Origin of the sequence: Actinobacillus genomosp. 1, assembly GCF_029774175.1 — a bacterium.
GTDB lineage: Bacteria > Pseudomonadota > Gammaproteobacteria > Enterobacterales > Pasteurellaceae > Actinobacillus.
In genome coordinates this window covers 1,915,001-1,928,882 of record NZ_CP103834.1, presented here as the reverse complement: position 1 = coordinate 1,928,882, position 13,882 = coordinate 1,915,001, and the positions used below count along the sequence as shown (strand labels likewise).

The window sequence follows — 13,882 nt, the reverse complement described above, 5'->3', positions numbered from 1 at the left end:
TTATGTCAGAGAAAAAACAACTTACCAGTGCGGATATTCGTGCGACTTATTGGCGTTCAACTTTCCTATTAGGTTCATTTAACTTTGAACGTATGCAATCAATGGGCTTCTGCGTATCTATGATCCCAACGATTAAACGTCTTTACAGCCGTAAAGAAGACCAGGCGGCGGCATTAAAACGCCATTTAGAGTTCTTCAATACGCAACCGTGGGTCGGTTCGGCAATTATGGGCGTAACCGCTGCGATGGAACAAGAACGTGCGAACGGCGCAGACATTGACGATGCGGCGATTAGCGGGGTTAAAGTCGGTTTAATGGGGCCGCTTGCCGGTGTCGGCGACCCGATTTTCTGGGGGACATTACGTCCGGTATTAGCCGCTCTAGGTGCCGGTTTAGCGATTAGCGGCAGCATTCTCGGCCCATTATTATTCTTTATCGGTATTAACCTTTGCCGTGCGCTTACCCGTTGGTACGGCTTTAAATACGGCTATCAAAAAGGGACGGAAATCGTTTCGGATATGGGCGGCGGTCGTCTACAAAAAGTCACGCAAGGGGCATCGATTCTCGGCTTATTTGTGATGGGTTCCTTGGTGTCGAAGTGGACTAGTATCAACATACCGTTTGAACTTTCGCGCTATAAAAACGCAATGGGCGAAGAAGTGGTTACCACCGTGCAAAGCGTGCTTAACGACTTATTACCGGGCTTAGCAGCATTATTGCTAACCTTCTTATGTATGTGGTTATTACGTAAGAAAGTAAATGCGATGTACATTATCTTCGCACTATTCGGCGTTGGTATTTTAGGTTATTGGTTAGGCATTTTAGCTTAATTGATTCTATAAAGCGTTTACCCCCTCTTTATCTAAGAGGGGGTATTTTTTATAATACAAGCGGTCAAATTTACAGGAAATTTTGCTATGGATTTAAAAAAAGCCCTCAAAGCCCCCGAACAGCAGTACATTAAAAACAGCTCAATGCTAGTTACTGCATTGTTTATTATCGCCGGCGTTTTATATTACCCGACTGACGGTTACGGCTCGGTGATTGCACTTGCGTTGGCGATTATCGCAATGTTCGGACAAAAAATGCTGATTAGCCAAACCCGTAAATATTTCGCCGAAATGTACGCGGCAAAACAGCAATATGAACAAACCCAAAATAAAGATTATTTAGAATTTATCCGCTTACGCGGCACTCAAATGCTAAATGATAACAAAGTGCTGTCGGAACAAGCTAAAAATGAAATTAACGCCTTACTTAAATTTGTAAGCGATTCAACTAAATCAGAGTAGTAAAGATGTCAGAAAATTTAACCGCTTGTCCGTGCCAATCCGGTAAGCCTTATACGGAATGTTGTCAGCCGTTTCATCTTAAGCAAGCTTATCCGGCAACCGCAGAACAACTGATGCGTTCTCGTTATGCGGCATATACTTTGGTAAATATCGACTATATTGTCGCTACCACCGTTCCTAGCCAGCAGAAATTTTTAGATCAAGCGGCTATGAAAGCATGGGGAGAAACTACTCAATGGGCGGGCTTAGAAATCATTGCACATAAACCGAATATCAGTAAATTGCATAGCTTAGTCGAATTTAAAGCCCTCTTTAAGACGGAAAACGGCATTGAAGCGCATCACGAACTATCGTTGTTTGTACAAGTGAATAATCGCTGGTATTTTGTTGATCCGACCGTACCACTCCCTTCGCAAAAACAAAATTGCGTATGCGGTTCCGGTAAAAAATTCAAACACTGCTGCGGCACATATTTAGTCTAAACCTCAAATACAATCGGTTAATTTTACAAAAGATTGTGAAAAAATAGCCGCTTATCCTATTCTCATAAAAAAACTCCCATTTTTTACAATATTTCGCTAAATATTATTCCATTTAGTTATTTGAAGCGATCCTGAATTTCTCTAATAATTCGCAAAAACACAACTTCATATATTTTATCTATTAATTTTCTCCAATTAAGAGGACTCCTACTATGTTAAAAAAATTATCTGTAATTGCAGTTTCAGCGATTGCATTAGCGACTTCAGCAACTTCATTGGCTAAAGAAACGTTACTTGAAAGAATCAATGCGAAAGGCACTATTACCGTTGGAACCGAAGGTACTTATGCACCTTTTACTTACCATGATGCGAGCGGTAAATTAACCGGTTATGATGTAGAAGTGACGCGTGCTGTGGCGGAAAAACTCGGCGTTAAAGTGGATTTTAAAGAAACTCAATGGGACGCAATGTTAGCCGGTTTAAAAGCGGATCGTTTCGATTTAGTTGCAAACCAAGTCGGTTTAACCACACCGGAACGCCAAGCGACTTTTGATAAATCAGCAGCCTATAGCTGGTCAGGTGCGGCGTTAGTGGTACGAAATGACGAGCAAAAAATCAAACAAGCTTCGGATGTTAAAGGCGTGAAAACCGCACAGACATTAAGCTCAAACTACGGTGAATTAGCGCGTGCAAACGGTGCGGATATTGTACCGATTGACGGTATGGCGCAAGGTTTATTATTAATTCAACAAAAACGTGCAGATGCTACTTTCAACGATAACTTAGCGTTATTGGATTACCTCAAGAAAAATCCGAAATCAGGTCTTAAAATTGTTTGGGAATCCCCTGAAAAAGTGGATGCCGGTTTTATTGCCAATAAAGGCAACCAAGAAGCATTAAACAAAATTAGTGCGGCAATTGGCGAATTACATACAGACGGCACTCTAAAAAAATTAGGCGAACAATTCTTCGGTCGTGATATTAGCGTAAAATAATCAAGAAAATGCCTCGTTATCAAACGAGGCATTATTTTTCCATTTAATTAAATATTTCATTTAAGACTAATGCTATTCCGTCATCATTATTAGATGCGGTAACCCGTTTTGCCACCGCTTTAATCTCCTCCGGCGCATTCCCCATAGCGACACTAAGCCCCGCATATTGCAACATATCCAAATCGTTAAAATTATCGCCGAAAGCAATTACTTGTTCTTGAGTCACATTCAATACTTTTTCCATAAATCGAATCGCGTTCGACTTGGTCGCCTGCTTATTCATGATTTCCAAATATTCGTTTTTAGAACGATGAATGGAAAGGTGCGGTAACTGCCGTTTCAATAATTTCTCTAACGCTTGAATTTGCTCAGCTTCTCCCATCACAAGAATTTTATGTACATCGGTTAAGTTTTGTGTTTTTTTGACCGCTTGTAAACCGGTTATGTTGCCTTCTTGGATAGTCCATTCATTTGCTAAATCATTACTAAACCAGTTGATACCCGCATAATGATTAATAGAGAGGTGCGGATATGCTTCGAGTAATAGATCTAGTTGATAAAGATCATCTTGCTCGATAACAACACTATATAGCTTATTCAGATCCCGATCTAAAATAAGCGCGCCGCTATAACAAATGATCGGAAAATCACTTTGTAGCTGCTTGGTATAAGGTGTGATCGCTAAAGGCGGACGGGCGGAAACAGGTATAAAAGGAACGCCTTGTTGCATAATGTGCTTAATCGCTTGTTCCGTTTGAGAGGTTATTTGATGTTCGCTATTTAATAACGTCCCATCAATATCACTAAAAACAGCTAAATAATGTTGTTGTGTCATAATCATCTCCGCTTTTTTATACTTAAATACGCTTTATATTACGTTATTTTGTTTATTAAATCAGCATAAAATCAATAATTTGATCTGTGGATAACTTGCTAAGTAATCATCTTATAACTTGAGATCTATTCATGAATAACTTTATAAAATACTTTCCCTGTGGATAACTATATCTTTTATCCACAACATAGATCTAGTAAGAATACAAGATCCTTATCTACTTTAAATTATTATAACCTTTTGATTTTACTTGATAATATTGAGTTATCCTCATAAAAGGATCTTACTAATAATAACAATAATAAAGATCTCTATATAAAGATCTATATTATTACTAGCGATCTAAAGATCCTAAGAAAGATCACAAAAATGATCTTAAAATTGCATTTTCATGATCCTATTGTTTTAAGGTAGAATAACACTCTTTTGTTTTGAGTTCTTAGATATAAAAAATTATAAAGGCAGATATATGATTTACCATGAAATTTATGACGTGATTGTCGTTGGCGGCGGTCATGCTGGGACAGAAGCTGCGTTGGCTCCTGCCCGTATGGGGTTAAAAACCTTACTCTTAACACATAATGTAGATACGTTAGGGCAAATGTCTTGCAATCCGGCAATCGGTGGCATCGGTAAAGGACATTTGGTAAAAGAGATCGATGCGATGGGCGGTTTAATGGCTATTGCGATTGACCAAGCGGGGATCCAATTTCGTACCTTAAACAGTTCGAAAGGGCCTGCCGTACGTGCAACTCGTGCGCAAGCAGACCGTGTGCTTTACCGCCAAGCGGTGCGTACCGCACTAGAAAATCAACCGAATTTAGATATTTTCCAACAAGAAGTCGTGGATATTTTAGTAGAAAATAATCGTGCGGTGGGTGCGGTAACTAAAATGGGACTGACTTTTAAAGCGCGTTCGGTCGTTTTAACCGCCGGAACTTTCCTTGCCGGTAAAATTCATATCGGTTTAGATAACTATGCAGGTGGTCGAGCGGGTGATCCGGCGGCTACCATGCTTGCAGATCGTTTACGTGATCTGAACTTACGTGTTGATCGTCTTAAAACCGGTACGCCGCCGCGTTTAGACGCTCGTACGATCAATTTTGACGTGTTGGCTAAACAACACGGTGATGCGGAATTACCGGTTATGTCGTTTATGGGCTCAGTTGATCTGCATCCGCGTCAAATTCCTTGCTATATCACGCATACCAATGAGCAAACGCACGATTTGATCCGCAATAGTTTAGATCGTAGCCCAATGTACACCGGTGTGATTGAAGGGATCGGCCCTCGTTACTGCCCGTCAATCGAAGATAAAGTGATGCGTTTCAGTGATCGTAACAGTCACCAAATTTATCTTGAGCCTGAAGGTTTAAGTACCATCGAAGTTTATCCGAACGGAATTTCAACCAGTTTACCGTTTGATGTACAAATGGGTATCGTAAATTCGATGAAGGGTTTAGAGAACACGCGTATTATCAAACCGGGTTATGCGATTGAATACGATTATTTCGACCCACGTGATCTAAAACCGACTTTAGAAACCAAAGCGATTGAAGGTTTATTCTTCGCCGGTCAGATTAACGGTACGACCGGTTATGAGGAAGCAGCGGCTCAAGGTTTGTTAGCGGGTATTAATGCAGCATTACAGGTTCAAGGCAAAGAGGCGTGGTTCCCTACACGTGATCTTGCTTATACCGGTGTATTGGTTGATGACCTTTGTACACTTGGCACAAAAGAACCGTATCGTGTATTTACCTCACGTGCGGAATATCGTTTATTGCTACGTGAAGATAACGCTGATATTCGTTTAACACCTATTGCTCACGAATTAGGCTTGATTGATGACGCTCGTTGGGCGAGATTTAATCAAAAAATGGAAAATATCGAGCGTGAGCGTGAACGTCTAAAACAAATTTGGATTCACCCGCAATCGGAACATTTAGCGGCAGTCAATGAATTGGTAAGTAGTCCGCTTACCCGTGAAGCGAGCGGTGAAGACTTATTACGTCGTCCAGAAGTGACTTATGACAAACTCACGCAAGTCGCAGCATTTGCACCAGCATTGGAAGATAAACAGGCTGCGGAGCAAGTTGAAATTTCGATTAAATACCAAGGTTATATCGAACATCAGCAAAATGAGATTGAACGTCATAAACGTCATGAAAATACCTTAATTCCTGCTGAATTTGATTATGACAAGGTTGAGAGCCTTTCAAACGAAGTACGTGCGAAGCTGATGCAACATCGTCCAGTTTCGATTGGGCAGGCAAGCCGTATTTCAGGTATTACACCGGCTGCGATTTCAATTCTTCTCGTGAATTTGAAAAAGCAAGGTATGCTGAAACGAGGCGAATTATAATTTAGCTGAGGAAGCACGGAATATACGGAAATTAAAACAATGATTACTTTCGGTTTATTCCGTGTTTTATTGTGTAAGCCATAAGGATTTTACAAAATGAGACAGAAATTAGACCGCTTGTTGGAACAGGCGCAAATTAATTTGACCGATCAGCAGAAAGAGCAGTTGGTTGGTTTCGTACGTTTATTAGACAAATGGAATAAAGCTTATAACCTTACTTCTGTGCGTAATCCAGATGAAATGCTGGTGAAGCATATTTTAGACAGTTTAGTGGTAAGCGAACATTTACAGGGCGAAAAGTTTATTGATGTCGGCACCGGACCAGGATTACCAGGTATTCCACTTGCGATTGCAAATCCGGATAAACAATTTGTATTGCTGGATAGCCTTGGTAAGCGTATTACCTTTATCAAAAATGCGTTACGTGAGTTAGGTATCACTAATGTAACTCCTGTGCTTTCTCGTGTGGAAGAGTATACGGAACAAACCTTTGATGGGGTATTAAGCCGAGCTTTTGCCAGCTTAAATGATATGGTGGATTGGTGTTACCATTTGCCAAATCCGCAAGGTAAATTTTACGCGCTTAAAGGCATTTATGCTGAAAGTGAAGTACAAGAGATTAAAAAGCCGATTCAGCTAGAACATGTGATTACATTATCCGTGCCGGAATTAATCGGAGAACGTCACTTAGTCTTGCTAAACAAACCTTATGCATCAGTTTAATTGGATTATCTTCATTTATTAATAATAGTAGAAAGCATTACTTTTCACTTTTTATCTTTAAATGATTAATTTTATTTAATTTTAGATGTTATCTTCAATAAAGATAACTCTATATTTTTTATGTGATTTGTAAGAAAAATGTGAATAAGATCACATTGTGATAACTGAAATATCCTTATGTTTTGCGATAAAAAAGTCTGAAATTAACCTTTTTGTAACAAAATTTGCATAAATCGGTTTTTTATGGCTTTTTCATATTTTAATCTGTTGTTTTGTATCGTATAATCTGAAGAAATATTTCATTTTTTACAGAGGGCATTTGCCTGTCGGATAGGAAGTAATATGTCTGCTGTAATAAATAAAGCGAAATTACACTATATAAGTGCGTTAAAAACCGAATTTTTGCTGTTGATATGTATATTCGGTTTATTGATGATTTGGAAAGGTGAAATCAGCATTTCCTTTTTAGGGGGCTTTTTATCAAGCTTTCTACCGCATTGTGTTTTTGTTTATTGGATTTTTTTAAAAAAACTACAAAAAACCAGTCAAAAATGGGCGATTTTTATCGAGGCGAAGGCTTAAAATGGATAATCACTATTTTATTAGTGGTTATGTGTTTTAAGTTATTGCCTTATCTTCATCTTGTACTGTTTTTTGTGGGATATTTAATGGCATTATTTTTAAATAATGTCATTCCGTTTATTTTAAGTAAACGAACTCATTAATTTCTTATTCTAAAAGGATTCATTATGGCTGGAACTACCGCAGAATATATTAGCCATCACTTGAGTTTTTTAGCTTCAGGTGACGGTTTTTGGGCTGTTCATTTAGATACGCTCTTTTTCTCTCTGCTTGCTGGTGTTATTTTCCTTTTCGTATTTTCTCGAGTTGCGAAAAATGCGACGTCGGGAGTACCGGGAAAATTGCAATGCTTCGTGGAAATTGTCATTGGTTGGGTGGACGGTTTAGTTAAAGATAACTTCCACGGACCGCGTAATGTGATTGCTCCGCTTGCACTTACTATTTTCTGCTGGGTATTCATTATGAATGCTATTGACTTAGTTCCGGTGGATTTCTTACCTCAATTGGCAAATATGTTCGGTATCCATTACCTTCGTGCCGTTCCTACTGCGGATATTAGTGCAACCTTAGGTATGTCTATCTGCGTATTCTTCTTAATTTTATTCTATACCGTAAAATCGAAAGGTTTCGGCGGCTTAGTAAAAGAATATACGTTGCATCCGTTCAATCACTGGGCATTTATTCCGGTAAACTTTATTCTTGAAACGGTTACTCTACTTGCAAAACCTATTTCTTTGGCATTCCGTTTATTCGGTAATATGTATGCGGGTGAGTTAATCTTTATCCTTATCGCAGTAATGTATATGGCAGATAACTTTGCATTACAAGCGTTAGGTATTCCATTGCATTTGGTTTGGGCTATTTTCCATATCTTAGTTATTACGCTTCAAGCCTTTATTTTTATGATGCTAACGATTGTTTATTTGAGTATCGCTTATAATAAAGCGGATCATTAAACGAACCTAACGAGCGGTCAAATTTTCTCAATCTTTTGTAAAAATTTGATTGCTTGAATGATTTTATTAACAACAACCCTGCCTTCTGGCGAATTCCTCAATCTTAATGGAGAACATTATGGAATCAGTAATCACAGCAACAATTATTGGTGCGTCAATTTTATTAGCTTTCGCTGCACTTGGTACAGCTATCGGCTTTGCTATCTTAGGTGGTAAATTCTTAGAATCATCTGCTCGTCAGCCTGAATTAGCAAGCAGCTTACAAACAAAAATGTTTATCGTTGCAGGTCTTTTAGATGCTATCGCAATGATTGCTGTAGGTATTTCTTTACTTTTCATCTTCGCGAACCCGTTCATTGATTTATTGAAATAAGTCGGGTCTCTCTTTTCCGTTATTCATTGAATAACTTAACCGACTTTTAGGAGGGCGTTGTGAATTTAAATGCAACACTAATCGGTCAGCTTATTGCATTCGCACTTTTCGTTGCGTTTTGTATGAAATTTGTATGGCCACCGCTTATTAAAGCGATCGAAGAGCGTCAAGCGAATATCGCTAACGCTTTGGCATCGGCTGAAAAAGCGAAACAAGAACAAGCGGATTCTAAAGCTGCAGCGGATCAAGAAATCCTTAAAGCGAAAGAAGAAGCACAAAAAATTATTGATTTAGCAACGAAACGTCGTAATGAAATTTTAGAGTCCGTACAAGCGGAAGCTGAAATCGAACGCCTACGTATTATTGAACAAGGTCATGCGGAAGTGGAAAGCGAACGCAAACGAGTTCAAGAAGAACTTCGCCAAAAAGTGGCTGCGTTGGCGGTTGCCGGTGCGGAGAAAATTGTTGGTCGTTCTGTTGATCAAGCAGCGAACAATGACATTATTGATAAGCTAGTTGCAGAACTATAACAAGGTGGGGCAGATGTCAGAATTAAGTACAGTAGCTCGCCCCTACGCTAAAGCAGCTTTTGATTTTGCTTTAGAACAAGGTCAGTTGGATAAATGGCAAGAAATGTTACGGTTTTCGGCGTTAGTGACCGAAAACGAACAAGTGGCGGAATATATTAATTCTTCCCTTGCAAGCGGTCAGATTTCAGAAACATTTCTCAAAATCTGCGGCGACCAACTTGATCAATATGGGCAAAATTTTATTCGTGTAATGGCTGAAAATAAACGTCTGGCAGTGTTACCGGCAGTATTTGATAATTTTGTATCATTACGAGCGGAACATGAAGCGGTAAAAGATGTAACAGTAGTTTCGGCGAACGAATTAAGTCAAGCACAAGAAGATAAAATCGCAAAAGCGATGGAAAAACGCTTAGGTCAAAAAGTTCGTTTAACCAACCAAATCGATAACAGCCTGATTGCAGGCGTAATTATTAAATATGATGACGTTGTTATTGATGGTAGTAGCCGTGGTCAGTTAAATCGCTTAGCGTCAGCGTTGAGCTTGTAAGAGGAATAAAAAATGCAACTAAATTCAACTGAAATTAGTGAATTGATTAAAAAACGTATTGCCCAGTTTGATGTGGTGAGCGAAGCTCAAAGCACAGGGACAATCGTTTCAGTAAGTGACGGTATCATTCGTATCCACGGTCTTGCCGATGTAATGCAAGGTGAGATGATCGAATTACCGGGTAATCGCTATGCGATTGCACTTAACTTAGAACGTGATTCTGTAGGTGCGGTAGTAATGGGACCTTATGCGGATTTAGCTGAAGGTATGTCGGTAAAATGTACCGGTCGTATCTTAGAAGTTCCGGTAGGTCGCGGTTTATTAGGTCGTGTGGTAAATACATTAGGTCAGCCGATTGACGGTAAAGGCGAAATCGACAATGACGGTTTCTCTCCGGTTGAAGTTATCGCACCGGGCGTTATCGATCGCCAATCGGTAGATCAACCGGTACAAACCGGTTATAAAGCGGTCGATTCAATGGTTCCAATCGGTCGTGGTCAGCGTGAGTTAATTATCGGTGACCGTCAAACAGGTAAAACGGCATTAGCAATCGATGCAATTATTGCTCAGAAAGATTCAGGTATTAAATGTATCTATGTGGCAATCGGTCAAAAAGCATCTACCATTGCTAACGTAGTGCGTAAATTAGAAGAGCACGGCGCATTAGCAAATACCATCGTTGTTGTTGCTTCGGCTTCTGAATCTGCGGCACTACAATATCTTGCTCCATATTCCGGTTGTGCTATGGGTGAATATTTCCGTGACCGTGGTGAAGATGCATTGATCGTTTATGATGATTTATCTAAACAAGCGGTTGCTTATCGTCAAATTTCATTATTATTACGTCGTCCACCGGGTCGTGAAGCATTCCCTGGTGACGTATTCTATTTACACTCTCGTTTATTAGAGCGTGCGGCACGTGTAAGTGCGGATTATGTGGAACGTTTTACTAATGGAGCGGTAAAAGGTCAAACAGGTTCATTAACGGCATTACCTATTATCGAAACTCAAGCGGGTGACGTATCTGCTTTCGTTCCGACAAACGTAATTTCTATTACTGACGGTCAGATCTTCTTAGAGTCAAGTTTATTTAACTCAGGTATTCGTCCTGCGGTAAACCCGGGTATTTCGGTATCTCGTGTAGGTTCTGCGGCGCAAACTAAGGCGATTAAGAAATTATCGGGCGGTATTCGTACGGCATTGGCTCAATATCGTGAATTGGCTGCGTTTGCTCAGTTTGCTTCGGATTTAGATGATGCAACACGTAAACAGCTTTCTCACGGTCAAAAAGTGACTGAATTGCTTAAACAAAAACAATTTGCACCAATGCCGGTAAGTGAACAAGCGTTAGTGCTTTTTGCGGCTGAATTCGGTTATTTAGACGATGTAGAACTTGATCGTATCGGTTCATTTGAATCCGCTTTACTTGCTTATGCAAATAGTAATCACACCGACTTTATGAAAGATTTAGCAAAATCTGGCGATTATAGCGATTCAATTAAGGATCAACTAAAAGCAATCGTAGAAGAGTTCAAAAAGAATGGTGCGTGGTAGTCACGACTAGCGGAGAAAAATTATGGCAGGTGCGAAAGAGATAAGAACCAAAATTGCGAGTGTGAAAAATACCCAAAAAATCACCAAAGCAATGGAAATGGTTGCTACCTCTAAAATGCGTAAAACGCAAGAGCGTATGGCTGCCAGTCGCCCTTATTCGGAAATGATCCGTAAGGTGATTAGCCATATTGCGAAAGGAAGCATTGGTTATAAGCACCCGTTTTTAACTGAACGTGATATTAAAAAAGTAGGCTATCTTGTAGTTTCAACCGACCGCGGTTTATGTGGTGGTCTTAATATCAATTTATTCAAAGCGACTTTGAATGAATTTAAAACGTGGAAAGATAAAGACGTTAGTGTTGAGCTGGGTTTAGTTGGTTCAAAAGGTGTGAGCTTTTACCAAAACTTAGGCTTAAATGTGAGATCTCAAGTAACGGGGTTAGGTGATAATCCGGAAATGGAACGTATTGTGGGCGCAGTTAATGAAATGATTAATGCTTTCCGCGATGGTGAAGTTGATGCGGTTTATGTCGCTTATAACCGTTTTGAAAATACGATGTCACAAAAACCTGTTATCGCACAGTTACTTCCGTTACCTAAGCTAGATGACGATGAATTAGATACGAAAGGTTCGTGGGATTATATCTATGAACCGAATCCTCAAGTTTTATTGGATAGTTTACTTGTTCGTTATTTAGAAACTCAGGTATACCAAGCAGTTGTAGATAATCTAGCTTCTGAACAAGCCGCTCGAATGGTAGCAATGAAAGCCGCAACAGATAATGCGGGTACGTTAATTGATGAATTACAATTAGTGTATAACAAAGCTCGCCAAGCAAGCATTACAAATGAATTAAACGAAATTGTTGCGGGTGCCGCAGCAATTTAATGGAGAATAGGTAATGGCAACAGGAAAAATTGTACAGATTATCGGTGCGGTAATCGACGTTGAATTCCCGCAAGATGCAGTACCAAAAGTATATGATGCCTTAAAAGTTGAATCAGGTTTAACCCTTGAGGTTCAACAACAATTAGGTGGTGGACTTGTGCGTTGTATCGCATTAGGTACATCAGACGGTTTAAAACGTGGCTTAAAAGTTGAAAATACGGGTAACCCGATTCAAGTACCGGTTGGTACGAAGACTCTAGGTCGTATTATGAACGTATTAGGTGAACCGATCGATGAAAAAGGTCCTATCGGCGAAGAAGCTCGTTGGGATATTCACCGTGCGGCACCAAGCTACGAAGAACAATCAAACAGTACGGAATTACTTGAAACCGGTATCAAAGTTATCGACTTGATTTGTCCGTTCGCAAAAGGTGGTAAAGTTGGTTTATTCGGTGGTGCAGGTGTAGGTAAAACCGTTAACATGATGGAGTTAATCCGTAATATCGCGATCGAACACTCCGGTTACTCAGTATTCGCCGGTGTTGGTGAGCGCACTCGTGAAGGTAATGACTTCTATCACGAAATGACGGATTCTAACGTATTAGACAAAGTATCACTTGTTTACGGTCAGATGAATGAGCCACCAGGTAACCGTCTTCGTGTTGCTTTAACCGGCTTAACTATGGCAGAAAAATTCCGTGATGAAGGTCGTGACGTATTATTCTTCGTAGATAATATTTACCGTTATACCTTAGCTGGTACAGAAGTATCTGCATTATTAGGTCGTATGCCGTCAGCGGTAGGTTATCAGCCGACACTTGCAGAAGAAATGGGTGTATTACAAGAACGTATTACTTCGACTAAAACAGGTTCTATTACCTCCGTTCAAGCGGTTTACGTTCCTGCGGATGACTTAACTGACCCATCTCCGGCAACAACTTTCGCACACTTAGACTCAACAGTGGTATTAAGTCGTAACATCGCTTCTCTTGGTATTTACCCAGCGGTTGACCCATTAGATTCAACTTCTCGTCAATTAGATCCATTAGTTGTTGGTGAAGAACACTATAATGTAGCACGTGGCGTACAAGGTACATTACAACGCTATAAAGAGTTAAAAGATATCATCGCTATTTTAGGTATGGATGAATTATCTGAAGACGATAAATTAGTGGTTGCTCGTGCACGTAAGATCGAACGTTTCTTATCACAACCATTCTTCGTTGCGGAAGTATTTACCGGTTCTCCGGGTAAATATGTATCATTAAAAGATACAATTCGTGGCTTCAAAGGTATCTTAGAAGGTGAATTCGACCATATTCCGGAACAAGCGTTCTATATGGCGGGTTCAATTGACGAAGTAGTGGAAAGAGCGAGCAAGATGTAATTGTTCCCTGACCTCAATTAGGAACTAAAGGAGAACAATATGGCATCTCAATTTGAGCTTAGCGTTGTAAGTGCTGAAAAAGAAATCTTCAATGGTAATGTAGTTAGTGTCCGTGTTACGGGGATTGATGGTGAATTAGGTGTGTATGCAGGACATACTCCTTTATTAACCTCAATTAAACCGGGTATGGTTAAGTACACACTTGAAGACGGTAAGGAAGAGTTTATCTATGTATCAGGCGGCTTCTTAGAAGTTCAGCCTACTATTGTAACTGTTCTTGCGGATGTAGCAATTCGAGGTGAAGAGTTAGATCAACAACGAATTCTTGCTGCAAAACGTAAAGCGGAAGATACGTTAAGCAAATCAAATAATGCG

At 39.8% G+C, this 13,882-nt stretch carries 15 protein-coding genes and 1 pseudogene (1 of these 16 only partly in view); 15 read left to right on the top strand and 1 reads right to left on the bottom strand.

Features of this window, described 5'->3' with window-relative positions; translation table 11 throughout:
• Window positions 1-2 precede the first annotated feature (2 nt).
• The 4 genes from manZ to NYR63_RS08975 all read left to right on the top strand — a co-directional run bounded on the left by manZ (window position 3) and on the right by NYR63_RS08975 (window position 2,769).
• Window positions 3-830, top strand: a complete 828-nt coding sequence (gene manZ, locus NYR63_RS08990; RefSeq protein ID WP_005599091.1) for a PTS mannose transporter subunit IID — start codon at window positions 3-5, stop codon at window positions 828-830.
• An 87-nt stretch (window positions 831-917) separates the two neighbouring features.
• The gene (locus tag NYR63_RS08985; protein ID WP_279457209.1) at window positions 918-1,292 is read left to right on the top strand and encodes a hypothetical protein; all 375 of its coding nucleotides are present in this window, start codon (window positions 918-920) and stop codon (window positions 1,290-1,292) included.
• A gap of 5 nt (window positions 1,293-1,297) precedes the next feature.
• Window positions 1,298-1,774, top strand: a complete 477-nt coding sequence (locus NYR63_RS08980; RefSeq protein ID WP_279457208.1) for a YchJ family protein — start codon at window positions 1,298-1,300, stop codon at window positions 1,772-1,774.
• A 212-nt stretch (window positions 1,775-1,986) separates the two neighbouring features.
• The gene (locus NYR63_RS08975) at window positions 1,987-2,769 is read left to right on the top strand and encodes an amino acid ABC transporter substrate-binding protein (RefSeq protein ID WP_279457207.1); all 783 of its coding nucleotides are present in this window, start codon (window positions 1,987-1,989) and stop codon (window positions 2,767-2,769) included.
• Window positions 2,770-2,812: 43 nt separating this feature from the next.
• On the opposite strand, the gene NYR63_RS08970 is transcribed toward NYR63_RS08975, so the two are convergent.
• Window positions 2,813-3,604, bottom strand: a complete 792-nt coding sequence (locus NYR63_RS08970) for a Cof-type HAD-IIB family hydrolase (protein ID WP_279457206.1) — start codon at window positions 3,602-3,604, stop codon at window positions 2,813-2,815.
• Between the two features lie 469 nt (window positions 3,605-4,073).
• Between NYR63_RS08970 and mnmG the strand changes: the two genes are divergently transcribed.
• The 11 genes and pseudogenes from mnmG to NYR63_RS08915 form a co-directional block, all read left to right on the top strand.
• Entirely contained in the window at window positions 4,074-5,966 is a 1,893-nt protein-coding gene (gene mnmG / locus NYR63_RS08965) for a tRNA uridine-5-carboxymethylaminomethyl(34) synthesis enzyme MnmG (protein ID WP_279457205.1), read from the top strand.
• Window positions 5,967-6,062: 96 nt separating this feature from the next.
• Window positions 6,063-6,689, top strand: a complete 627-nt coding sequence (rsmG, locus tag NYR63_RS08960) for a 16S rRNA (guanine(527)-N(7))-methyltransferase RsmG (protein ID WP_279457204.1) — start codon at window positions 6,063-6,065, stop codon at window positions 6,687-6,689.
• A 342-nt stretch (window positions 6,690-7,031) separates the two neighbouring features.
• Window positions 7,032-7,414: pseudogene (locus NYR63_RS08955) on the top strand (ATP synthase subunit I).
• A gap of 24 nt (window positions 7,415-7,438) precedes the next feature.
• On the top strand, window positions 7,439-8,227 hold the full coding sequence (gene atpB, locus NYR63_RS08950) for a F0F1 ATP synthase subunit A (RefSeq protein WP_005599075.1): 789 nt from the start codon (window positions 7,439-7,441) through the stop codon (window positions 8,225-8,227).
• 118 nt (window positions 8,228-8,345) lie between these two features.
• The gene (gene atpE / locus NYR63_RS08945; RefSeq protein WP_005599073.1) at window positions 8,346-8,600 is read left to right on the top strand and encodes a F0F1 ATP synthase subunit C; all 255 of its coding nucleotides are present in this window, start codon (window positions 8,346-8,348) and stop codon (window positions 8,598-8,600) included.
• 59 nt (window positions 8,601-8,659) lie between these two features.
• Entirely contained in the window at window positions 8,660-9,130 is a 471-nt protein-coding gene (atpF, locus tag NYR63_RS08940) for a F0F1 ATP synthase subunit B (RefSeq protein WP_279457203.1), read from the top strand.
• A gap of 13 nt (window positions 9,131-9,143) precedes the next feature.
• Window positions 9,144-9,677: a F0F1 ATP synthase subunit delta gene (atpH, locus tag NYR63_RS08935; protein WP_279457202.1), complete on the top strand. Its 534-nt coding sequence runs from the start codon at window positions 9,144-9,146 to the stop codon at window positions 9,675-9,677.
• Between the two features lie 12 nt (window positions 9,678-9,689).
• Complete coding sequence (gene atpA / locus NYR63_RS08930; RefSeq protein ID WP_279457201.1) at window positions 9,690-11,231, top strand: F0F1 ATP synthase subunit alpha; 1,542 nt, start codon at window positions 9,690-9,692, stop codon at window positions 11,229-11,231.
• Between the two features lie 22 nt (window positions 11,232-11,253).
• Window positions 11,254-12,120, top strand: a complete 867-nt coding sequence (gene atpG, locus NYR63_RS08925) for a F0F1 ATP synthase subunit gamma (RefSeq protein WP_279457200.1) — start codon at window positions 11,254-11,256, stop codon at window positions 12,118-12,120.
• A 13-nt stretch (window positions 12,121-12,133) separates the two neighbouring features.
• Window positions 12,134-13,507 (top strand): F0F1 ATP synthase subunit beta, encoded by a 1,374-nt coding sequence (atpD, locus tag NYR63_RS08920; protein ID WP_005599061.1) that lies wholly within the window; start codon window positions 12,134-12,136, stop codon window positions 13,505-13,507.
• Window positions 13,508-13,546: 39 nt separating this feature from the next.
• Window positions 13,547-13,882, top strand: partial view of a F0F1 ATP synthase subunit epsilon gene (locus tag NYR63_RS08915; protein ID WP_005602397.1) — the 5' portion only. Its footprint extends 84 nt past the window's final position; only the first 336 of its 420 coding nucleotides appear in the window; its start codon is at window positions 13,547-13,549; its stop codon lies off the right edge, out of view.